At 59.0% G+C, this 20,476-nt stretch carries 20 protein-coding genes and 1 other RNA gene; 15 read left to right on the top strand and 6 right to left on the bottom strand.

The window, feature by feature from the left end; genetic code table 11:
- Positions 1 to 19: 19 nt before the first annotated feature.
- The 4 genes from AC5DB9_RS00970 to ilvA all read left to right on the top strand — a co-directional run bounded on the left by AC5DB9_RS00970 (position 20) and on the right by ilvA (position 5,253).
- A complete protein-coding gene (locus AC5DB9_RS00970) occupies positions 20 to 1,807 on the top strand; it encodes an ATP-binding protein (RefSeq protein ID WP_273009261.1) in 1,788 nt (595 codons plus the stop codon).
- A 13-nt stretch (positions 1,808 to 1,820) separates the two neighbouring features.
- On the top strand, positions 1,821 to 2,768 hold the full coding sequence (locus AC5DB9_RS00965; RefSeq protein WP_273009259.1) for a response regulator: 948 nt from the start codon (positions 1,821 to 1,823) through the stop codon (positions 2,766 to 2,768).
- Between the two features lie 9 nt (positions 2,769 to 2,777).
- Complete coding sequence (locus tag AC5DB9_RS00960; RefSeq protein WP_273009257.1) at positions 2,778 to 3,584, top strand: energy transducer TonB; 807 nt, start codon at positions 2,778 to 2,780, stop codon at positions 3,582 to 3,584.
- Positions 3,585 to 3,735: 151 nt separating this feature from the next.
- A complete protein-coding gene (gene ilvA / locus AC5DB9_RS00955; RefSeq protein ID WP_022958640.1) occupies positions 3,736 to 5,253 on the top strand; it encodes a threonine ammonia-lyase, biosynthetic in 1,518 nt (505 codons plus the stop codon).
- Between the two features lie 3 nt (positions 5,254 to 5,256).
- Here ilvA and AC5DB9_RS00950 read toward each other — a convergent pair whose 3' ends face one another.
- The 4 genes from AC5DB9_RS00950 to AC5DB9_RS00935 form a co-directional block, all read right to left on the bottom strand.
- Positions 5,257 to 5,856 carry a 5-formyltetrahydrofolate cyclo-ligase gene (locus AC5DB9_RS00950; protein WP_273009255.1) on the bottom strand — a complete coding sequence of 200 codons (600 nt, stop codon included), beginning with the start codon at positions 5,854 to 5,856 and terminating at the stop codon, positions 5,257 to 5,259.
- A gap of 29 nt (positions 5,857 to 5,885) precedes the next feature.
- Positions 5,886 to 6,066, bottom strand: a non-coding RNA gene (gene ssrS / locus AC5DB9_RS00945) — 6S RNA.
- Between the two features lie 49 nt (positions 6,067 to 6,115).
- Positions 6,116 to 6,424, bottom strand: a complete 309-nt coding sequence (locus tag AC5DB9_RS00940; RefSeq protein WP_022958638.1) for a cell division protein ZapA — start codon at positions 6,422 to 6,424, stop codon at positions 6,116 to 6,118.
- A gap of 30 nt (positions 6,425 to 6,454) precedes the next feature.
- Positions 6,455 to 6,664, bottom strand: a complete 210-nt coding sequence (locus AC5DB9_RS00935) for a TIGR02449 family protein (RefSeq protein ID WP_022958637.1) — start codon at positions 6,662 to 6,664, stop codon at positions 6,455 to 6,457.
- A 148-nt stretch (positions 6,665 to 6,812) separates the two neighbouring features.
- Between AC5DB9_RS00935 and AC5DB9_RS00930 the strand changes: the two genes are divergently transcribed.
- The 7 genes from AC5DB9_RS00930 (at position 6,813) to gcvH (ending at position 14,502) form a co-directional block, all read left to right on the top strand.
- Complete coding sequence (locus tag AC5DB9_RS00930; protein WP_028968256.1) at positions 6,813 to 7,394, top strand: UPF0149 family protein; 582 nt, start codon at positions 6,813 to 6,815, stop codon at positions 7,392 to 7,394.
- 86 nt (positions 7,395 to 7,480) lie between these two features.
- Entirely contained in the window at positions 7,481 to 8,803 is a 1,323-nt protein-coding gene (gene pepP / locus AC5DB9_RS00925) for a Xaa-Pro aminopeptidase (protein WP_022958635.1), read from the top strand.
- Entirely contained in the window at positions 8,800 to 10,053 is a 1,254-nt protein-coding gene (gene ubiH, locus AC5DB9_RS00920; protein WP_273009251.1) for a 2-octaprenyl-6-methoxyphenyl hydroxylase, read from the top strand. The genes pepP and ubiH overlap by 4 nt, the downstream gene beginning before the upstream one ends.
- On the top strand, positions 10,050 to 11,270 hold the full coding sequence (locus AC5DB9_RS00915; protein WP_273009249.1) for an FAD-dependent monooxygenase: 1,221 nt from the start codon (positions 10,050 to 10,052) through the stop codon (positions 11,268 to 11,270). Before ubiH ends, AC5DB9_RS00915 begins: the two co-directional genes overlap by 4 nt.
- Positions 11,271 to 11,368: 98 nt before the next feature.
- A complete protein-coding gene (locus tag AC5DB9_RS00910) occupies positions 11,369 to 12,394 on the top strand; it encodes an extracellular solute-binding protein (RefSeq protein ID WP_022958632.1) in 1,026 nt (341 codons plus the stop codon).
- A gap of 1 nt (position 12,395) precedes the next feature.
- Complete coding sequence (locus AC5DB9_RS00905) at positions 12,396 to 14,048, top strand: ABC transporter permease (protein ID WP_273009247.1); 1,653 nt, start codon at positions 12,396 to 12,398, stop codon at positions 14,046 to 14,048.
- Positions 14,049 to 14,118: 70 nt separating this feature from the next.
- Positions 14,119 to 14,502: a glycine cleavage system protein GcvH gene (gene gcvH / locus AC5DB9_RS00900; RefSeq protein WP_022958630.1), complete on the top strand. Its 384-nt coding sequence runs from the start codon at positions 14,119 to 14,121 to the stop codon at positions 14,500 to 14,502.
- A gap of 5 nt (positions 14,503 to 14,507) precedes the next feature.
- Here gcvH and AC5DB9_RS00895 read toward each other — a convergent pair whose 3' ends face one another.
- On the bottom strand, positions 14,508 to 15,161 hold the full coding sequence (locus AC5DB9_RS00895) for a histidinol-phosphatase (RefSeq protein ID WP_022958629.1): 654 nt from the start codon (positions 15,159 to 15,161) through the stop codon (positions 14,508 to 14,510).
- 144 nt (positions 15,162 to 15,305) lie between these two features.
- On the opposite strand from AC5DB9_RS00895, the gene rppH reads away from it, so the two are divergent.
- Both rppH and ptsP read left to right on the top strand, forming a co-directional pair.
- Positions 15,306 to 15,812 (top strand): RNA pyrophosphohydrolase, encoded by a 507-nt coding sequence (gene rppH, locus AC5DB9_RS00890; RefSeq protein WP_022958628.1) that lies wholly within the window; start codon positions 15,306 to 15,308, stop codon positions 15,810 to 15,812.
- Positions 15,812 to 18,073 (top strand): phosphoenolpyruvate--protein phosphotransferase, encoded by a 2,262-nt coding sequence (gene ptsP / locus AC5DB9_RS00885; RefSeq protein ID WP_273009379.1) that lies wholly within the window; start codon positions 15,812 to 15,814, stop codon positions 18,071 to 18,073. The genes rppH and ptsP overlap by 1 nt, the downstream gene beginning before the upstream one ends.
- Here the strand turns inward: ptsP and AC5DB9_RS00880 are convergent, their stop codons facing one another.
- Positions 18,074 to 18,853, bottom strand: a complete 780-nt coding sequence (locus tag AC5DB9_RS00880; RefSeq protein ID WP_273009244.1) for an NRDE family protein — start codon at positions 18,851 to 18,853, stop codon at positions 18,074 to 18,076.
- Positions 18,854 to 18,881: 28 nt separating this feature from the next.
- Between AC5DB9_RS00880 and AC5DB9_RS00875 the strand changes: the two genes are divergently transcribed.
- On the top strand, positions 18,882 to 19,676 hold the full coding sequence (locus AC5DB9_RS00875; protein WP_022958625.1) for a sulfite exporter TauE/SafE family protein: 795 nt from the start codon (positions 18,882 to 18,884) through the stop codon (positions 19,674 to 19,676).
- A gap of 2 nt (positions 19,677 to 19,678) precedes the next feature.
- Complete coding sequence (gene lgt / locus AC5DB9_RS00870) at positions 19,679 to 20,476, top strand: prolipoprotein diacylglyceryl transferase (protein WP_273009831.1); 798 nt, start codon at positions 19,679 to 19,681, stop codon at positions 20,474 to 20,476.

The following is a 20,476-nucleotide window of genomic DNA, read 5'->3' as shown; positions in this document are numbered from 1 at the left end:
GGGGTTGGTAGGAGACCGCATGAGCCGAGTCGAAAAGACGTCGCAAGACGGGCTGCGTAATGCGCCTGTAAAAAGGGGATTCCGCATTCAGCGGGTATTGGCCCCTGTCGCTGTTGTTCTCGCATTTTCCATGCTGGGCTATTTGTTGTGGGTAACCCTTCGGGATCCGCTGGAGGCGGGGCTGCATGTGGTGCGGATGGAGCAGCTCGATGCACTCCAGCTGTCTGACCGGCAGCTTAATCACGCCATCGTCCGCGCACCGCTTCAGCTCGACGGCGAGCCCATCGCCATGCTGGCGGCCGCCGAGCGCTTTGAGGCAGAGGTGAATGCGATTGCCACAGGGCAGGCGGGTATGAAAGGCCAGTCGCCGCTGGTCGACCGCGCGCTGAATGATTATGTGGTCAGTGCGAAAGAAAAGCTCAAGCTGCTCGAGCCCTACCGCGATGCGCTGCGCCGCTTCCGTCTGTTGTTTGCCGGCATGCGTACCGGCGGTGTCTCGGTGCTGAGCGCGCCGGCCATCGATAACAGCCCCGCGTTAGAGCGTGATATCAAACGCTTGTTGCAGGAAGCCACCGCCTACAGCTTGCTGTCGGATGCCGGTAACGCCGAGCGCATTGATCAGCTCAACGCGACCATCACTGTTCAAGCGAGCAGTCTGGATGATCGCGAGGCATTAATCGCCTTGTCTCAGCTGCAGGACACGGTTGATGGTCTGCGATTTACTCGCGATGAGCTGATGCAGCAGCTTGATACGATTGCCGAGGCGGGTGCCGCCAGTGCGCTCGCGAACCTCTCATCGCGATATGAAAACCATTTTTCCCAGTTACAGGCGACGGCTGATCGCAACAAGCTCACCTTGGCGGTATACGCGGCTGCGCTGTTGCTGGCCTTTGGTCTGATTGCCTGGCGACTGCGGGGCAGCTTCCAGGAACTGGATCAGCTCAACCTGGAACTGCAGGATGCCAACGTTAACCTGGAAGGGGTGGTTGCTGAGCGCACCCAGGACCTGAGTCAGGCGCTGGATGATCTTCGCCTGCAACAGGCGCAGCTTATTCAGTCAGAGAAAATGGCATCGCTCGGTCAGATGGTGGCGGGTGTTGCGCATGAAATTAATACACCGCTGGGCTATGCCAACAGCAATGTGTCCATCGTGCGAGAGCTGGTGGCCTCGATGGAGGAGCAGATCGACGGAGAAAGCCGCGAAGAGTTCGATATGCTGCTGGGGGATGCTCAGTATGGTCTGGAGCAGATCGCCGAGTTGGTCATGAGTCTGAAGAACTTCAGTCGTGTCGATCGCTCCCACACCGAACTTTTCGATCTCAATGAGGGGGTCGAAACCTCGCTGAAAATCTGTCAGAACCAAATCAAAGACCTCGTCGTTGAAAAGCAGTTTGCCGAGCTGCCGGATATCAGTTGCGCGCCATCCCAGCTTAACCAGGTTTTCCTGAATCTGATCAATAACGCGGCTCAGGCGATGGGCGGACAGGGAACGCTGACTGTCACGACCGAGCGCGATGGCGACAATGCCGTGGTGAAGGTGCGCGACACCGGCTGCGGTATGGATGCCGATACGGTGGCACATATCTTCGAGCCCTTCTTTACGACCAAACCCGTTGGCGAAGGCACGGGGCTGGGGCTGTCAATTGTGTTCCGCATTATCGAGGATCATGGCGGCCAGATCACCGTGGAGTCGCAGCCCGGCGAGGGTACGGAATTCCGGGTGAGTCTGCCGATTAGCGCTGCGAGCCAGCCCGCAGGGGATGTAGTGACAGAAGAAAGCGTCATTCTCAGTGAGAGTGAGGCATAAAGGAGTGGGTAGTATGACAACCGCAGCAGATAGTAAAGCGCGCATTCTGTTTGTCGATGACGAGCCGCGTATTCTCGTGGCGTTGAAGGCATTGTTCCGCAGTAGCTATGAGGTGTGCACGGCAAACAGTGGCGCCGATGCCGTGGCACTGTTGAAGGAGAAGGACTTCGATGTGATTGTCTCCGATCAGCGCATGCCGGAGATGACCGGAGTGGAAGTGTTGCGCAGCGCGCGTGAGCTGCGACCGCGGGCGATCAGAGTCTTGTTGACCGGCTATTCCGATCTCAGCGCGATTCTGGGTGCGATCAATGATGGCGAGATTTTTCGTTTTATCAACAAGCCTTGGTCGAACAATGACTTGCGCGAAACCATCGCCGCAGCGGTAAAGGCGTCGGAAGTGGACCAGGTGCCCGAGGCGCAGGCGCTGGCTAAAGAGTCGGAGGCGGCGGTTGCGGCGCCAGCCGTTGATGCGGATCAGACCGGGATTCTGGTACTGGACGAGGACAGCACTACCCGAGATGTATTGCAGCGAGTGTTGCACAAAGATCGGCCGGTCTTCACGGCGACAGATCTCGACAGCGCGCTGGATGTGTTGGAGCAGCAGAATATTGGCGTCATCATTACCGAGCTGGCGGTAGGCGGCGAGAGCGTAACGCAATTGCTGGCGGCATTGCGCGAGCACCATCCTGCGCTGGTGGCGATTGTTCTGACCGCCAGGGCCGATGCCGGTCACGGTATCGAATTGATCAATCGCGGACAAATCTACCGCTTTCTCAGCAAACCCATCAGTGAGGGCTTGCTTCGTGGCAGCGTCAATCTTGCGGTACGTCGCTTTGATATTCTCAAGAAAAACCCTGAGCAGACTCGGCGTCTGGCCGCGGCCAAAACGCCGCCGAAACCCGAGACCGATCGGCGCGGCATTTTCGGTCGTATCGGCCGTCTGTTTGGCTTGACGGCATAGGGGGCGGGCGTGAATACAGCGATCGAGTCAACTTTGCACGGCGACAATGCCAAACAGAATCTGGTGCAGTCGGCGGAAACCTTTATTGCGGTGGTATTGCTGGCTGTGTGCGCGGTGGCGGCGGCCACAGCATGGTTTATGCAACTTGCCGACAACGGTGATGCGTCGCAAGGTGGCGGTGTTGAAACCGTTGAGGTGTTGGCGAGCTTGGCGGATGCCGATCTTGCCGACGATGAGGGACGGGCATTGAATCAGTGGCAGGCCAGTCTGGATCGCGCATTCAGCCAGCGCGAGCAGGCTCTGCGTCAGCAGGAACAGAACGCGGTCCTCGCAGAGCAGGCTTCAGCACTGGCCGAAGCGCAGGCGGCGGCTGAGGCCGCAAGGCAGAGTGCGCTGGAGGCAGAGCGCCGCGCCCGTGAGGCCGAGTTGGCTCGCCAGCGCGTTCAGGATCGGCAGCGCGCAGAGCAAAGAGAAAAGGCGATAGCGGCAGTGCCTGAAGAGGTGAAGTCGCTGCCGCGCCCCGGCGCGAATGCGGAACGTATTGGGGCGAGCGTGGATTGGAACAGTTGCAACAAGCCCAGCTATCCCCGTGCGGCCGTCCGGCTGCGGCAGGAAGGCATGGTTCGCATGCTGTTTGATATCGATGCTGACGGTCAGGTTATCGGCGGCAGAGTGGTCGAGAGCAGCGGTTTTGAGCGTCTGGACAGTGCGGCGCTGGAGGCCATCATGAAGTGTCGTTTTGAGCCCGAAACCCTCGGCGGTATCCCCCAGGCGGCGTCGGCGGAAGTTCGCTTTGGCTGGCGTTTGAACGGTTAGCGGATGGCTGCCTGACCCAGGCCCGCTCCGGCGGGCTTTTTTTTGCCTGCGAGCTTTGTCTTCATGGTGTGACGGGCGGTGACGCGGTAGACTTGCTGGCTTCCATTTGCGCGGGCCGACGGGTCCGCGGGGCAACAGGAGCTGGAGAGTTATGCCGCAGAGCTACATCAAGAAAATCCTCGACGCGCGGGTTTACGACGTGGCGATTGAGTCGCCAATTGATGAGGCGCGCCTGCTCTCCAAGCGTTTTGCGAACCAGATTCTGCTCAAGCGGGAAGATCTCCAGCCGGTATTTTCCTTCAAGCTGCGTGGGGCCTACAACAAAATGGCCAGCCTGAGCGAGGCTGAGCGCAAGTTGGGTGTAGTGGCGGCGTCGGCGGGAAATCACGCGCAGGGCCTGGCACTGTCGGCGCTGAAGCTGGGTGTGAAAGCGACTATCGTTATGCCGCGCACCACCCCGCAGATCAAGGTGGATGCGGTCCGCTCGCGCGGCGGCAAAGTGGTGTTGCATGGTGATACCTACGACGAAGCCTCTGCCTATGCGCAGAAGCTGGTTCAGGAAAAGGGCATGGTCTATGTCCACCCCTACGATGATCCCGAGGTGATCGCCGGTCAGGGGACGGTGGGGATGGAGATTCTCCGCCAGGTCACCGGGCCGCTGGATGCAGTGTTCGTGCCGGTGGGGGGCGGCGGTCTTGCCGCCGGTGTCGCAGCCTACATCAAGTATGTTCGCCCCGAGGTCAAAGTGATTGCCGTCGAGCCTGAAGACGCTGCCTGTCTGAAAGCGGCGATGGAAAAGCAGCGGCGGGTGCGCCTGAAAGAGGTCGGTATCTTTGCCGATGGCGTGGCTGTGGCGCAGATCGGCAAGGAAACCTTCCGGGTGCTGCGCAAGACCATCGATGGGGTGATTACTGCCAATACCGATGAAATCTGCGCGGCTATCAAGGATATTTTTGAAGACACCCGCTCGATTGCGGAGCCAGCCGGAGCGCTGGCGCTGGCGGGTCTGAAGAAATATATCGAGCAGGAAGGCTGCGAAGGAAAAACCCTACTGGCTATCGACAGCGGCGCCAATACCAACTTTGACCGTCTGCGCTATATCTCTGAGCGCACCGAAATCGGCGAGCAACGCGAGGCCATCCTCAGTGTGACGATCCCCGAGCAGCCGGGCAGCTTCAAAAAGTTCTGTGCGGCGCTGGGCAAGCGCAATATCACCGAGTTCAACTATCGCTTCGGCGACGACCGCGACGCGCAGATTTTTGTGGGTGTAGCGGTGGCGGCTGGCGGCAGCGGCCGCGAAGAGCTGGTCGAGTCACTGCGCGAGCTGGGCTATCCCGTCGAGGATATGACCGACAACGAAATGGCCAAGTTGCATATTCGCCACATGGTGGGCGGGCATCGTCCGGCGGCAGTCAAGAGCGAGCTATTGTATCGCTTTGAGTTTCCCGAGCGTCCAGGCGCCCTGATGAACTTCCTGACGCGTCTGGGTAATCGCTGGAATATTTCCCTGTTCCATTACCGGAATCACGGCGCGGCCTACGGGCGTGTACTGGTGGGTTTGCAGGCGACCAAGGAAGAGCGGAAGGCGATTGAGGTTTTCCTGGAGAAGCTCGCCTACCCGTATCATGAAGAGAGCGATAATCTTGCCTATCAGCAATTCCTGAGCTGAGGTTTACCTGCGGGGGCGAATCAGCTCCCGCTCGGTCACGATAATATCCAGTGGTACGTCCCAGGGCTCGTGCGGTAACTGCTCGAGTTCCTGGCAGCTGTGTGCCACGCCAACCAGCAGCGGTCGCTTACGCGGCGGTGGACGGCGGGCGATAAAAGCCAGTGCGCGATCGTAAAAGCCGCCACCCATGCCGAGACGCCGTCCTGCCCGATCAAACCCCACCAGAGGCATCAGTACGATATCGAGTTCTCGAGCGGGCATGGCCGGACTGCGCCAGGCATTTGGCTCGGCAATGCCAAAACGGTTGCTGCGCAGGCTCTGGCCGTGGCGGTGATGATGAAAGCGCATGGAGAAGTGCCCGGCCTCGGCATGCACAACAGGCAGATAGCAGGCGATGCCCCGTCCCTGACAATCCCGCCGCAGAGGCTGCGTGCCAAGTTCGCCATCATTTTCGAGATAGCAGGCGATATGCCGTGCCTTGCGAAAGCTTGCCAGCTTGTTCAGCTGCTTGATGATACCCCGTGCCGCAATTGATTGTTGCTGTGTGCTCAGTGCTCGACGGCGAGCGCGCAGGGTCTGGCGGAGCTGGGCTTTGCTGGTCATGACGGCATGGCAACAAGACAGGGAAGGATAAGGGCCCCGAGATACCGCCGGCCGCGTGGCCCTTGAACCCAGCGGTTCAAGGTGGAACTCGCCGTGGCACTATAAGGCTTTCCGTCACGCGGACATGCACACAAGTACCGACTGGTTTGTTCCGGGGTAAAAAGCATCGGCTCAGGGGTCTAGACGGCCTAGCCAATATCCCAGGGTGTTGTAAGTATACCGTTTGCTGGCGGGCCTTAACACCCGACCTGCGAAAGGCTTAGCCGATATCCAGTTGTCGGCAACGGTGGAGGGTCTCGTCAATCTTGTCGTGAATGCGCTTGCTGGCGGCGTCTTCCTGGCCACTGCTGACGCCGCTTTTGCTTGCTTCGCGAAGTTCGTAGCTGATGTTCAGGGCGGCCATCACGGCGATCCGCTCGAGGCCAATGATTTTTCCTGAGCTGCGAATCTGCCGCATTTTCTGGTCGAGGTAGCGAGCGGCTTCCAGCAATCCCGTTTGTTCATCGGGGGGGCAGGCGACCTGATATTCCTTGTCGAGGATTTTAACGATGACCGTCTCTTTGCTCACGGCGTGTCTCCATTGGGCGTCAGGCGGCCATCAGCTGTCTTTCTCCAGCGCGCGTAAGCGCTGAATCATGGCATCGACTTTGGCCCGGGCAGTGTCGGTTTTTTCTATCAGCGATTCGCGCTCAATTTTCCAATCTTGAGTGTCGGATTTGAGTGCGCGGTTTTCGCGGTCCAATTGTTCGCACAGTTGGATCAGCTCATCGACTTTTCGTTCCAGCAATTGTAGCTGTCGATCGTCCATCTTATTACATTCCGTCGCCGGGCAAGGTCGCACAATAGTAGATTGCGGCTTGTTGGCGGGTCAACGCTGAGGGGCTTTCCATTATTCGATTTTAGACCCAATCGGCGCTACCATGCGCTTCCTGCCTGAAATGACGCCGGGGAGCGCAATGTCAGACAATCTCGACCACGACGAGTTAGCCAATCTGTTTTTGAGTATGGGTGCGTTGCAGCCGCCTGCTGAACTGCACGGTTACGCTGTGGGCTTTTTGGCGATAGGCGGTCGCGTTGAGCGCGAAGCCTGGTTGAAGCACTGTGGCGAACTGCTGGATGTTGAGACGCCGAACCCCGAGCAGGGCGATGCCTTGTTTGATGTTTATCGCAATGCGCTGGCGGCGCTCAGTTCGGAAAATCTCGACCTGCAATTGTTGTTGCCCGGCGACGAGCTGGATCTCAGTCAGCGTATTGTCAGCCTCGGCCAATGGGTGCAAGGTTTCCTGACCGGATTTGCGATGGCCGGTAAGCAGCGCAAGGGTCAGGGTGCGAACTTTGACGCCCTGTCGGAAGACAGTCGTGAGGCGCTGAGTGACTTGGCGGCCATTGCCCAGATTTCCGCCGACGAGGCCGAACATGAAGAGGGCGAGCAGGATCTGGTGGAAATCAGCGAATATGTGCGTGTGGTGGCAATGAGCATTTTCCTTGAATGCAATCGCGACGCGCCGGGAAAAGGTTCAGCGGCACGCTTGCACTGAGGCCGCAATCAGAGAGCGCCCGTTCGCCGTAGATAGAGACGGGCATAGCGCACTGGAGAGTGCAGCGAACAGAGAGAAGAGGCGGTATGGGGATCAGCAAACAGGAATTCGCGCGTCGTCGCAAAAATCTGATGGCCTTGCTTGAGCCGGGCAGTATTGCCATTGTGCCGTCGGCCAGCCTGCAAACCCGAAGTCGCGACTCGGAATACCCCTTTCGTCAGGATAGCGACTTTTTTTACCTGAGTGGCTTCGACGAGCCCGAGGCGGTACTGGTGTTGCTGCCGGGTCGAGAGCAGGGCGAATACATCCTGTTTTGCCGCGAGCGCGATCCCGCGATGGAGCTATGGAATGGTTATCGCGCCGGGCCGGAAGGCGCCTGTGAAGAGTTCGGTGCCGATGACGCTTTCCCCATTGGTGATATCGATGACATTCTGCCCGGCCTGATTGAGGGGCGGCAGCGGGTGTATTACGCCATGGGCCGCCACACCGAGTTCGATCAGCAGGTCATGCACTGGGTAAATGTGATTCGCTCCAAGGTGCGCAGCGGCGCGCAGCCGCCGGGAGAGTTTCTCGACCTGGACCACCTGCTGCATGATATGCGTCTGTACAAAAGCGCCGCGGAGCTGCGCATTATGCGCCGGGCCGGCGAAATTTCTGCCGAGGCCCATTGCCGTGCGATGCGCTTCTGTCAGCCCGGTGTCTACGAATATCAGCTCGAGGCAGAGATTCAGCACGAGTTCGCCATGGCGGGCGCACGCTTTCCCGCTTACAGCAGCATTGTCGGTGCCGGTAAAAACGGCTGCATCTTGCACTACGTGGAAAACAGCAGTGCGATTCGCGATGGCGACCTGGTGTTAATTGACGCAGGTTGTGAGTTTGAGGCCTACGCCGCAGATATCACCCGGACCTTTCCGGCCAATGGTCGCTTTTCCCCGGAACAGCGGGCGCTGTATGACATTGTGCTGGCGGCACAGGAAGCTGCCATCGCAGCGACGCGTCCCGGCAATCACTGGAATCAACCCCACGAGGAAACGGTGCGGGTGATCACCGAAGGGCTTCTGGAGCTGGGGTTGTTGCAGGGTGAGCGCGATGCGCTGATTCAGGCGGAGGCCTACCGTCCTTTTTATATGCACCGCGCGGGCCATTGGCTGGGGATGGATGTTCACGACGTCGGTGACTACAAGGTGGGCGGTGAGTGGCGAGTGCTGGAAGAGGGCATGGTCATGACGGTGGAGCCGGGCATTTATGTCGCACCGGATAATCGTGATGTCGAGGCGCGCTGGCGTGGCATCGGCATTCGCATTGAAGACGATGTGGTGGTGACCCGCGACGGCTGTGAAATTCTGACCGGTGGCGTGCCAAAGGCCGCCGATGACATCGAAGCACTGATGGCGGAGGCGCGTCGGTGAGTGCCGATTACGATGTGTTGATTGCCGGAGGTGGCATGGTGGGGGCCAGTCTGGCCTTGTGCCTGCATCACCACAGTCGTGGCAAGCTGAACGTCGCGGTGGTGGAAAGCTTTCCGCTGCCGCCACTGAATGCCGAGGGGCCGACGTATCGGCCGAGTTTCGATGCCCGTTCAACCGCGCTGTCTTATGGCAGTCGGCGTATCTATGAAGAGCTGGGCTTGTGGCCAACGCTGCGCGACCACGTGGCGGATATCACGCAGATTCAAGTATCGGATCGCGGTCATTTCGGCGGTGCGATGATGCGCTGCGAGGAGCTGCAGTGGCCGGCGCTGGGCTATGTGGTGGAAAATGCCTGGCTGGGCAATGTTCTGCTGAATCACCTGCGTCGTCATACCAACGTGGATTTTATCTCTCCGGCCACGGTTGAGGCCGTTAGCCTGAACGTCGGAGCGGCGTCATTGGATGTACGGAGAGCAGATGCCGTGGAGTCGCTGTCGGCCAAATTATTGGTAGTGGCTGATGGGGCGGCCTCGGGCCTTTGCGACCGTCTGGGTATCCATCGGCAGGTTGATGAGTACGCGCAGACGGCGGTAATCGCCAATATCGCAACAGAGCGTGCCCATGACGGCATGGCTTACGAGCGCTTTACTGCAGAGGGGCCAATGGCAATGTTGCCGCTGCTGCCCGATGACGAGGGCCGATCGCGATCGGCGCTGGTGTGGACCTTTCCGGAAGACGATGCGGACGCAGCGATGAACTGGAGCGACGAGGAGTTTCTGCGTCGCCTGCAAGAGCAGTTCGGCTACCGCCTGGGTCGGTTGTTGAAAGTCGGCCAGCGAGCACGTTTTCCCCTGCAGCTCAGCGTGGCAGAGGAGCAGGTGCGTCGCCATGTTGTGGTGATGGGCAACGCGGCGCATGCGCTGCACCCGGTGGCCGGTCAAGGCTACAATCTGGCGCTGCGCGATGCCGATGCATTGGCGCGAGAGGTCAGCGCAGCGGCTGAAACCGGCGAGTCGCCGGGAGAGTTGGCCGTTCTGCAGCGCTATCTTCGGGGGCAGTACGGCGATCAGTTGCTGACCACGCTGTTCTCCGATCGCGTCACGCGGCTGTTCAGTAACCGCCAGCCGGTACTGAGTCTGGCGCGCAACTTGGGGCTGGCTCTGCTGGATAGTCATCCGCCGCTAAAATCCCGTTTCACTGCCCGTGCGGCGGGGGTCATGAATGGGCGTGATGGAGAGCTGCCACGGTGACTGCCTCGGCTGAAAAATACGATTTGATTGTTGTTGGTGCCGGTTTGGCGGGCGGTGCGTTTGCGCTGGCAATGGCCGAGTCACCGCTAAAGATTGCCGTGATCGATGCCCAGCCTGAGCGCCAGGGCTGGCCGCCGCTGGATGAAAGCGTGCTCGACTATGACGCCCGTGTCAGTGCTCTCACCGAGGCATCGCGGACGTTCCTTGACCGTCTTGGTGTGTGGTCAGCCATCAGCGAACGCCGCGCCTGCGCCTACCGCGATATGCAGGTGTGGGATGCGGAAGGTACCGGTGAAATCCATTTTTCGGCCGACGATGTCGGTCAGTCGGCACTGGGCCATATCGTTGAGAACCGGTTGATCACGGCTGCCCTGATCAACAAGCTGAGGGAGACGTCCGTACGCTTGATGTTCAACACGCCGGTAGCCGCCTGGCAGGCCGTGGGCGATGGCGGGGAGTTGCAGTTGGAAGATGGTCGGGTGCTGCGTGCGCCGCTGATCGTTGCGGCTGATGGTGCAAATTCGAGGATGCGCCAGTGGGGCGGTTTTCAGACTCGGGAGTGGGATTACCACCATCATGCCATCGTCTGTACGGTGGAAACGGAAAGACCGCATCGGGCCACCGCCTGGCAGCGTTTTCTGCCTCAAGGGCCGCTGGCGTTTTTGCCCTTGCCGGATCGCGATCGCAGCCAGCACTACAGTTCAATTGTGTGGTCGGCGACCCCTGACTTTGCCGAGACATTGATGGCAATGGATGACAGCGAGTTCAACGCGGCACTGGCGCGGCATTTTGAGTACCGCCTGGGGGCGGTGATTGCCACCAGTCGCCGAGTGCGTTTTCCGCTTCGTCAGCGCCATGCAGTGCAGTACTCCCGGCAGGGGATTGTGTTGCTGGGGGATGCCGCGCACACCATTCATCCGCTGGCAGGACAGGGTATCAATCTGGGCTTTGGTGATGCGCAGGTGCTGGCGCAAGAGTGTCAGCGCGCACTGGCGCGGGGCTTGAGCCTTGCCGACAGTGGCGTGCTGGCTCGCTACCAGCGTCGCCGCAAGGGAGAAAATCTCGCGATGATGGCCGCCATGCAGGGTTTTCAGAATCTGTTTGAGAGTGATGCCGCACCGCTGCGCATGCTGCGGAATGTCGGGATGCGGTGGCTGGATAAGGCTGTGCCATTGAAGCGGCAAGTCATCGCGCGTGCGATGGGATTGGGGCGCTAGCGCAGCAATCTCTGCGAGCAGGCTCTTGAGCCACTTAATGATAATAATTATCATTGTCCGCCTGTTCGCTCTTACAAATTACATATAGGTGTTACCTGATGAAGCTTCGTTTGCTGCTGATTATTACCACCCTGCTGTCTGTGGCTGCATGCAGCCGCACGGAGGAGCCTGCCGGTCCGCAACTGGTGGTTTACAGCTCCCGCATTGAGCAGCTGATCAAGCCGATTTTTGACACCTTTAGTGAGGAAACCGGCGTAGAAATTCGCTACGTCACCGATTCGGCGGGGCCGTTGCTGGCACGCCTGCAGGCCGAGGGCGAAAACTCCCCCGCCGATATCCTGCTGACTGTGGATGTGGGCAATTTGTGGCAGGCGGCGCAGATGGATCTTTTGCAGCCGATTGAATCTGAGGTGCTTAAAGCCAATGTGCCGACCTCGCTGCACGATCCCGAGGAGCGCTGGTTTGGTCTGTCGATCCGGGCTCGCACCATTGTTTATTCCACCGAGCGCGTCGATCCCGCAGAGCTGAGCAGTTACGAGCAGTTGGCCGACCCGGTCTGGTCTGGTCGCTTGTGCCTGCGTACCTCCAAAAAGGTCTATAACCAGTCGCTGGTAGCGACCATGATGGTGGCAAACGGCGAGGAAAAGGCCAGTCAGATTGTGAAGAGCTGGGTCGATAACCTTGCTGTTCCGCCGTTCTCCAGTGATAACAAAGTGATAGAAGCTATTGCGGCCGGGCAGTGTGATGTCGGTCTGGTGAATACTTATTATCTGGCGCGGATGCAGAAAGATAATCCTGAGCTACCGGTAGAGCTGTTCTGGGCAAACCAAAGTGGAGAGGCGCCATTGAACCGCGGTGTGCATGTGAACATTTCCGGTGCCGGTGTCACCCTTGCCAGCAAACAGCCGGATCTGGCCAAGCAGCTGTTGGAGTGGCTGTCCGGCCCGGAGGCCCAGCAGGCCTTTGCGCAGCTCAACCAGGAGTTTCCGGTAAACCCTGATACGCAGCCTTCGGAGCTGCTGAAACACTGGGGCCCATTCAAAGGTGACGATGTGCCTGTGGTTGAGGCGGGACGTCTTCAGGCTGAGGCGATTCGCCTGATGGATCGCGCCGGATACCGCTAGGGTGAGTGAGGCTGCCGTCGCTCCGACGGCTGGTGTGCGTCTGAGTCGGCGGCCGTCGGCGCTGCTGTTACTCCGTGCGGCGGGTTTGCTGCTGGTGGCCGCTGTGTTGGTGCCGGTACTGGTGCTGCTGAGCAGCTGGGCAAGCCCGGAGGGAGATGTCTGGCAGCATCTGGCTGACACCCAGTTGGCGCAACTGCTGCTGAATACCGTGATACTGATGGTGGGGGTTGGCCTGCTGGTCACGGTGCTGGGGGTCAGTCTGGCCTGGTGCACTGCCATGTGCGACTTTCCTGGGCGCGGCTGGTTTGAGTGGTTGCTGATGTTGCCACTGGCTGTGCCCGCCTATGTCATGGCGTTTGTGGTGCTGGGCGTGTTTGACTTCGGCGGCCCCTTGCAAGGCTATCTGCGCGGCATCCTCGGTCCCCATTGGGGGGTGGATGTGCGCAGCACGGCCAGTGTGATTGTGGTGTTTGGCCTGGTGCTTTACCCCTATGTGTACATGCTGGCGCGGAGTGCTTTTCTGTCGCAGAGCACCGAAACCTTGGAAGTGGCTCGCGTGCTGGGTTGTACCGGCCGACAGGCCTTTCTGCGAGTGGCGCTGCCTATGGCGCGCCCAGCGATCGCCGCCGGGATCGCCCTGGCGCTGATGGAAACCCTGGCCGATTTCGGTACGGTCGCCGTTTTCAACTTCGATACCTTCACGACGGCGATCTATAAGTCCTGGTTTGGCTTTTTCAATCTGCAGGCAGCGGCGCAACTGGCGTCGCTGTTATTGCTGTTTGTGGCGCTGACGCTGTTTGCCGAGCGGCAGTCGCGTGGGCGCAGCCGGTTTGTGCAGGGCGGCAGATTACAACATCGTCAACGCTATCAGGCATCGCCTCTGCTTGGCGCTTGCCTGTTTACTTACTGTTCGCTGGTGTTGTTGTTGGCGTTTGTCTTGCCGATGGTGCAATTGCTGCTGTGGGCTGTCGGTGAGGGGGCTGAGCAACTCAACGCCCGTTTCTTTGATCTGCTGGGGCATTCGCTCTGGTTGGCGGGGATGGCCGCGGGGCTGACCGTCGCGCTGGCGCTGATTCTTGCCTTCTGTCGACGCTTCAGCTCGCTGCGGGGCGGTAATATCTATGCCGCGGCACAACTGGGTTACGCCCTGCCGGGGTCCGTGCTGGCGGTGGGAATCATGATGTCCTTCACCTGGATTGAACACAATGCCTTGGCGCCTTTGCAGCGGAGTCTGGGTTTTGATCCACAGCCGCTGCTGCTGGGGTCGGTGCTGACTCTGCTTGCCGCGTACTGGATTCGTTTTCTGGCGGTGGCCAGCGGTCCGCTGGAGTCGGCTCTGGAGCGGGTGCGGCCCAGTTTGCCCGAGGCGGCGCGAACTCTCGGCGCGGGAAATTGGCGAGTGTTGCGTGAGGTGTACTTGCCGATGTTGCGGCCGGGTGTGTTTACCGCGCTGGTGCTGGTGTTTGTTGATGTAATGAAAGAGATGCCGGCAACACTGCTATTGCGCCCCTTTGGCTGGGACACGCTGGCCGTACGCATTTTCGAAATGACGGCGGAAGGGCAGTGGGAGATGGCTGCGTTACCGTCATTGGCCTTGGTGCTGGCTGGGCTGGTGCCTGTGATGCTGAGTATTCGCGCCAGTCGTTTGCATTGATCCCCTTTGTATTTGCCGACTACGGCGTTAAAATGCGCGCAAATTCCCCCTTTTTTGGTAGGAGCGCTCCATGAGCAATACCCCCAGCGAATTGAAATATGCCAGCAGCCACGAATGGGCGCGCCTGGAAGAAGATGGCACGGTCACCGTGGGCATTACGGATCATGCTCAGAATTCGCTCGGTGATGTGGTGTTTGTAGAACTGCCGGAAGTGGGTTCCGAGTACGGCGCGGGTGAAGAAGCGGCCGTCGTTGAGTCGGTGAAGGCGGCGTCAGATATCTACGCGCCCATCGCCGGTGAGGTAATTGCCGTGAATGACGCCTTGGAAGAAAGCCCCGAAACCGTTAACGAATATCCCTACAGCGATGGTTGGTTCTTCCGTCTTCAGCCCAGCGATGTTAGCGAGCTGGAGAATCTGCTGAGCGCCGAAGACTACGATGCCCAGTGTGAGTAAACCCCTTAGCGCAGGCTGATAATTGGCCAGCCTGCGCGGTTAGCGGCTTCGCGAAGGCGATCATCGGGGTCTACCGCAACCGGGTGATCGACCTGCTCAAGTAGCGGCAAATCATTGTGTGAATCGCTATAAAAGTAGCTGCCCGCCAATGTCTCGCCATTTTCACGCAGCCAGCGCTGCAGGCGTATGACTTTCCCGCCCTGGAAACAGGGGATATCCTCACTATTACCGGTGTAGCGCCCGTCGACAACTTCGGCCTCGCTGGCCAGCATGATCTGAATGCCCATCGCTCGCGCGATCGGCTCGGTGACGAAGCGATTGGTAGCCGTAATGATCATCAGCGTATCGCCCTGCGCACGGTGATGTTCGATCAGTTGTTCTGCCTTCGGTAATCGCATGGGGGCGATATAATTCGCCATAAAATCGTTGTGCAGGGGCTGCAGTTCTTCGACGCGGTGACCGGCGATGGGACCGAGTGCAAAGCGAAGGTAGGCGTCTATATCCAGGCCGCCCTGCTGGTACTGGCGATAAAATTCATCATTGCGCTGGCGATGCTCCTCGGCATCCACCCATTGGCGATCTACCAGAAATTCCCCCCAGGCGTGATCACTGTCGCCACCGAGCAAGGTATTATCAAGGTCAAATATAGCCAGTGTCATCGCAGTCTCCTGTTGCAGGCTGGCAAGCATAACGGCTGCTATGGGCTTTTGCACCTGCCCTTGTGAGGTGGTGGCGAATTCCCAGTCCCGCCGATTTATGGAACAATAGATCGAACTAGAAAAAAGATACAAACAGGTGAGCATGTGATTGATTCGGATGGCTTTCGTCCCAATGTTGGCATCGTGATTGCCAATGAGCACGGCCAAGTGTTGTGGGCGCGCCGGGTTGGTCAAAGTGCCTGGCAGTTCCCTCAGGGCGGCATCAACGACGGCGAGACGCCGGAGCAGGCGCTGTATCGGGAATTGTATGAAGAGGTCGGCTTGCGCGAAGACGATGTTGAGGTGCTGGCTTGCACGCGTGGCTGGCTGCGCTACCGCCTTCCCAAGCGTCTGGTGCGCCGCGATAATAAGCCGCTGTGTATCGGCCAGAAACAGAAATGGTTTTTGCTGCGCCTGCACGGCGATGAAGCCAATATTCGCTTTAACTGCGGTCGCAAGCCCGAATTCGATTACTGGCAGTGGGTCAGCTACTGGTACCCGCTCGGTCAGGTTGTTGCTTTCAAGCGAGAGGTGTACCGGCGGGCAATGAAGGAGCTTTCTCCCCGACATGTCAGATTGCTGCGTGATGCGCAGCGTGGTGCTCTGCGATGATGCTGTCGGCGCTGAGGGGCATCGTTCAGTCGGTCAATACCGCTGGCGACCTGCAGACGACGCTGGAGATTATTGTTCAGCGTGTTGCCGAAGTAATGGGCACCGAGGTGTGTACCGTCTACCTGCGTAACCCGGAAACAGGCCGGCTGGTGTTCGCCGCCAACCAGGGTCTGAACCCTGAATTGATCGGTAAGATCAGCCTCAGCCCGGATGAGGGTCTGGTTGGTCAGGTGGCACGTCGCGAAGAGCCGCTGAACCTGGATCACGCGGAAAAGCATCCTAACTTTCTGTTCTTGCCGGGCATCGGCGAGGAGCACTACCACTCTTTCCTCGGTGCGCCGATTATTCACCAGCGTGAAGTCTTGGGCGTGTTGGTTGTACAGCAGAAGGACAGTCGCCGTTTTGACGAAGACGAAGAGGCCTTCCTGGTTACGGCGGCGGCGCAATTAGCGGGCGTTATTGCTCATGCGAGAGCCACCGGCTCGATCAGCCAAAAAGCGGATTCTGTTGCTGCGTCGGCTGTTTTCAAGGGGATTGCCGGGGCACCTGGGGTCGCTATCGGGCGGGCGGTGATTGTCGTGCCCAGTGCCGATCTCAATTCCGTACCGCGTCGCCGCACGGACGAGCCCGATGCAGAGATTAAGGCCTTCCAGCAGGCACTGGATGCGGTGCGTGAAGATATTCGCCAACTCGGCGAGAAACTTAAGGGCCAGCTCTCATCCGAAGAGCTGGCCTTGTTCGATGTCTATCTGCGCATCCTTGATGATAGCGCCTGGCTGTCGGAGATTGTCGACAAGATCCGCGAAGGCGAGTGGGCGCAGGGCGCGCTGGCTCAAGTCGTCAACGGCCATGCCAATGCCTTCGAAACCATGGAAGATGCCTACTTCCGCGACCGCGCGACCGACATCAAAGATTTGGGGCGCCGTGTGCTGGGCTATTTGCAGGCCAGCAATGAGCGGGATACCGAATATCCGCCCGACACGATTCTGGTCGGCGAAGAGCTGACGGCGTCGATGCTGGGCGAGGTGCCGAGGGAGCATCTGGTGGGCATGGTGTCGGTGCGCGGCTCCAGTAATTCTCACGTGGCGATTCTAGCGCGGGCAATGGGCATTCCCACCGTGATGGGGGCGAGTGATCTTCCCTATACCCAGATTGAGCACGCCAGCCTGATTGTCGATGGTTACAGTGGCTTGGTGCACTACAACCCGACGGCGGAGGTGTATGAGCACTTCAGGGTATTGTCTGACGAGGATATCGCCCTCAATCAGGGGCTGGAGGCGTTGCGTGACCTGCCCAGTGAGACGCTGGACGGCCACCGAATGCCACTGTGGGTGAATACCGGCCTGATGGCTGATGTGGTGCGCTCTCTGGACCGGGGCGCAGAAGGTGTCGGGCTGTACCGGACCGAGATTCCTTTTCTGCTGCGCGAGCGTTTTCCCAGTGAGGAAGAGCAGCGGGTCATATACCGCGAGCAGCTACTTGCTTTTGCGCCTTTGCCGGTGACGATGCGTACCTTGGATGTCGGTGGCGATAAGGCGCTGCCCTATTTCCCAATTGAAGAAGAAAACCCCTTCTTGGGCTGGCGCGGCATTCGCGTCACGCTGGATCATCCGGAGATTTTTCTGGTGCAGGTTCGGGCGATGCTGAAAGCCAGTGAGGGGCTGGATAATCTTCGCATCATGCTGCCGATGATCAGCAATGTGCAGGAGCTGGACGAGGCGCTGGAGTTGATCAGGCGGGCCTACAATGAGCTGTTGGAAGACGGCTGGGATTTGAGTATGCCGCCGATCGGTGTGATGGTTGAAGTGCCTGCGGCGGTCTATCAGGCGCAGCAGCTGGCGCGCCGTGTTGATTTTCTCTCGGTGGGTTCCAATGATCTGACACAGTACTTGCTGGCGGTGGATCGCAACAATACCCGCGTGGCGGACCTCTATCACGCCTACCACCCTGCGGTGATGGAGTGTCTGCTGACGGTTGTGAGGGCTGCGCATGCCGAGGGCAAGCCGGTCGGCATCTGTGGTGAGCTCGCGGGGGACCCTGGCGCGGTGCTGTTGTTGATGGCGATGGGTTATGACATGTTGTCGATGAATGACAGCAGCCTGTTGAAAGTCAAAGCAGTGGTTCGCGGGGCTCGGTACAGCGAGCTTGGCGACTTGCTGGAGCGCGTGATGAAGTCTGACACCGCCGATGAAGTTAAGCTGATGGTCAGGGCTGCATTGGTGGATTTCGGCATGGAAAAGCTGGCGCCGCCCAGTCAATAATCAGCGTTTTACCGACCCCTGAAGCTGAAAGTGCTGAAGCGCACTTGCGCGTTGCCTGGCGTCAAAGTTTTGCTCCCAAAAATCCCAGCGATACTTGTCGTCAAGCATGAGCGCGCTGCTGGAGCGGGTACCGTAAACGTCGCTGCGTACAAAGCGACAGGACAGGGCGCGTTGCAGCGGTTCGGGGCTGCTCTCACTCTCGGTGTCGTCCTGCATTAATGCCAGCAGCGCGGCAGCGCTATCCTTGCTCATTCTGCCTTCGAAGTCGCTCAGGGCTTTGTTGATCTTTGCGTTGTGCTCCCCAAATGGAATATTGCCCACACAGTGCAGGCCGGGGGGCAGCGCCTGCCAGCCGCTTTGCAGGCTATGGCTGATAGCGAGCTGTTGGCCGTCAAAGGCAATCATGTTGAAGGGGCGGTAAGCCGCTTTGTTCGCTTCTACGCTCTCGAAAAAATAGTCGCAGGATGTCGAACTGCTCAGGAAATCGCGAACCAGCTCGCCACGGCTGCGTTCGCCGCCACTCGCTTCCCGGAGATTGGTGATGGCGGCAAAGCGACCGCTGCGGCTGAGACCGAGCCAGCTGCCACCGTACTCGCCGTCGCGACCAGCTAGGACGTCGGGTTGATCCGGCCAGAAGTGGGCCGCCTCGGTTGGGCGTTGAAAAAATTCATCGCGGTTGGCAGCGACCACCAGTGGGCGTTGCGCGGACTCCTGCCAAGATAAAAGAATCAGGCACATGCGGTTACTTTTTTGGCTGGCTTTGAAAATTTCGGCTGCCATAATAGCAGCTTTGTTCTTGGGGGCGCGCGTGACCATTATCCTGATCTATCTCCTGGTAGGCGTGCTGGCGGGTTTTGCCGCAGGCCTGTTTGGTGTGGGTGGGGGTCTGGTGATTGTGCCTGCCCTGATTTACTGTTTTGCACTGCAGGGCGTGTCTTCGCTGGTCGCCGTGCAGTTGGCAGTGGGAACGTCGCTGGCAACCATCGTGTTTACCTCAATCAGTTCGGTGCGTGCGCATCACGCCCACGGGAATGTTGACTGGCCGGTGTGGCGTTTGTTGGCGCCCGGCATCGCCCTGGGGGTTGTAGGTGGGGTGGCGCTGGCAGCGGCGCTGCCAGGTGAGCGACTGAAGCTGGTATTTGGCATTTTTGCATTGCTGATTTCTGTGCAGATGATGCTGGGCCTGAAACCCTCCCCCGGGCGCAGTCTGCCCTCCCGCCCGGCGGTATTTGTGGCAGGGGGCGGAATCGGTTTTCTGTCGGCCATGTTTGGAATTGGCGGCGGCTCGTTGACCGTGCCGTATCTAAGCTGGTGCCAGGTGCGAATGCAACGCGCAGTCGCGACAGCGGCGGCTTGCGGTTTGCCCATTGCGATTGTCGGTGCGCTCAGCAATATGGTGGCAGGCTTTGGTCATCCAGATTTGCCTGCCTGGAGCACAGGCTTTGTGTATTGGCCCGCGCTGCTGGCCATTATTCTCTGCAGCACGCCGGTTGCGCGTATCGGCGCTAATCTTGCGCAGCGCTTACCCGCCGATCGACTTAAGCAATGTTTCGCGCTGTTTTTGTTTGCGATCGGCAGTCACTTTATTTACGGAGCCTTATAGGCATGTTGGTTCACCCGAATATCGATCCTGTTGCGGTCCAGCTCGGGCCGCTGGCGATTCACTGGTACGGCCTGATGTATCTGTTTGGCTTTGCCGCCGCTTGGTACTTGGGCAAAAAACGCTGTGCCCAGCCTTGGAGTCCGATAAAAGAAGAGCAGCTAGAGGACCTGATTTTTTACGGTGCGCTGGGGGTTATTCTTGGTGGCCGCATGGGGTATGTGCTGTTCTACAATTTCGAACAGTTCCTCAGTGACCCCCTGTGGCTGTTGCGGGTATGGGAAGGTGGAATGGCATTTCACGGCGGCCTGCTGGGCGTGGTCGTTGCGATTGCGGTCTATGCTCGACGTATCAACGTATCGGTGTTTGCGCTGTGGGATTTCATTGCGCCGCTGGCCCCCATCGGCCTAGGGCTCGGGCGACTCGGCAACTTTATCGGTCAGGAATTGTGGGGTAGGCAGACGGACAGCATGTTCGGCATGATTTTTCCTAATGACCCCTCTCAGCTGCCGCGTCATCCCTCGCAGCTCTACCAGTTCGCCTTGGAAGGTGTGTTGCTGTTTTTAATTCTCTTCTTTTATACCCGTCGTCAGCGTCCTGCGTTGGCGCCTGGAGCGTTGTTCCTGTTCTGCTATGGCTGCTTCCGCTTTATTGTAGAGTTTGTGCGCGAGCCGGACAGTCACATCGGTTTCGATGCATTGGGCTGGATGACTCGCGGGCAGCTGCTGTCGCTGCCGATGATTCTACTCGGCGCAGGAATTTTCGTTTATGCCTACCGCCGGGCTGCGGCTCAGGGGAAATAA

The organism is Spongiibacter sp., assembly GCF_984394615.1.
The sequence above is the reverse complement of the archived record's forward strand: the minus strand, read 5'-3'. Positions and strand labels throughout refer to the sequence as shown.

Bases quoted from the DNA above. Each gene is read 5' to 3' on its own strand.
- AC5DB9_RS00970 (WP_273009261.1), top strand. From the start codon at position 20: ATGAGCCGAGTCGAAAAGACGTCGCAAGACGGGCTGCGTAATGCGCCT.
- AC5DB9_RS00965 (WP_273009259.1), top strand. From the start codon at position 1,821: ATGACAACCGCAGCAGATAGTAAAGCGCGCATTCTGTTTGTCGATGAC.
- ilvA (WP_022958640.1), top strand. From the start codon at position 3,736: ATGCCGCAGAGCTACATCAAGAAAATCCTCGACGCGCGGGTTTACGAC.
- AC5DB9_RS00950 (WP_273009255.1), bottom strand. From the start codon at position 5,856: ATGACCAGCAAAGCCCAGCTCCGCCAGACCCTGCGCGCTCGCCGTCGA.
- AC5DB9_RS00935 (WP_022958637.1), bottom strand. From the start codon at position 6,664: ATGGACGATCGACAGCTACAATTGCTGGAACGAAAAGTCGATGAGCTG.
- AC5DB9_RS00930 (WP_028968256.1), top strand. From the start codon at position 6,813: ATGTCAGACAATCTCGACCACGACGAGTTAGCCAATCTGTTTTTGAGT.
- pepP (WP_022958635.1), top strand. From the start codon at position 7,481: ATGGGGATCAGCAAACAGGAATTCGCGCGTCGTCGCAAAAATCTGATG.
- AC5DB9_RS00910 (WP_022958632.1), top strand. From the start codon at position 11,369: ATGAAGCTTCGTTTGCTGCTGATTATTACCACCCTGCTGTCTGTGGCT.
- gcvH (WP_022958630.1), top strand. From the start codon at position 14,119: ATGAGCAATACCCCCAGCGAATTGAAATATGCCAGCAGCCACGAATGG.
- AC5DB9_RS00895 (WP_022958629.1), bottom strand. From the start codon at position 15,161: ATGACACTGGCTATATTTGACCTTGATAATACCTTGCTCGGTGGCGAC.
- ptsP (WP_273009379.1), top strand. From the start codon at position 15,812: ATGCTGTCGGCGCTGAGGGGCATCGTTCAGTCGGTCAATACCGCTGGC.
- AC5DB9_RS00880 (WP_273009244.1), bottom strand. From the start codon at position 18,853: ATGGCAGCCGAAATTTTCAAAGCCAGCCAAAAAAGTAACCGCATGTGC.
- lgt (WP_273009831.1), top strand. From the start codon at position 19,679: ATGTTGGTTCACCCGAATATCGATCCTGTTGCGGTCCAGCTCGGGCCG.